Origin of the sequence: Acidisphaera rubrifaciens HS-AP3, assembly GCF_000964365.1 — a bacterium.
Classification (GTDB): domain Bacteria; phylum Pseudomonadota; class Alphaproteobacteria; order Acetobacterales; family Acetobacteraceae; genus Acidisphaera; species Acidisphaera rubrifaciens.
This window is the reverse complement of the sequence record NZ_BANB01001040.1, coordinates 1-383: the sequence shown is the minus strand read 5'-3', so window position 1 is coordinate 383 and position 383 is coordinate 1. Positions and strand designations below refer to the sequence as shown.

The following is a 383-nucleotide window of genomic DNA, read 5'->3' as shown; positions in this document are numbered from 1 at the left end:
AGGCCGGTGCCGGCGACCGCGTGGAGCGTGGCCGTGCCCTCGGTCGCGCCGAGGGCGACGTTGAGGCAGAGGTCGCGCGGCCGGGCGGCGGCGAGGCGGGCGTGATGTTCCGCCACCGGCTCGATGTTGATGCCGCGCCAGCCATGGTCGTGGAACAGGCGGGTGACGCTATCCGTGTCCGGGTGCCAGGCGCCGGCGTCGATGTAGAAGCCGCCGGCCACGTCGCCGAGCGCGCGCCAGAGCAGCACGTCCTCGAAGTTCTGCGCATAGGAGACGAGGGTCATGAAGCGCGGCCCGGTCGTGCTGTTAGGCGGCGGAAGTGCCCGCCGCCCCGCGCGGCGTCAACCACGGCGGCGGCGGCGCGGGTGCGGCGGCCGGCACGG

The 383-nt window shown here is 75.2% G+C and carries 1 protein-coding gene; it reads right to left on the bottom strand.

The genetic code is table 11. The annotated features are described in order from the left end of the window. Positions 1–284, bottom strand: a 284-nt coding sequence (locus B8460_RS19915; RefSeq protein ID WP_048863371.1) for an FkbM family methyltransferase, incomplete at its 3' end; no start/stop codon positions are given. Positions 285–383: the final 99 nt, after the last annotated feature.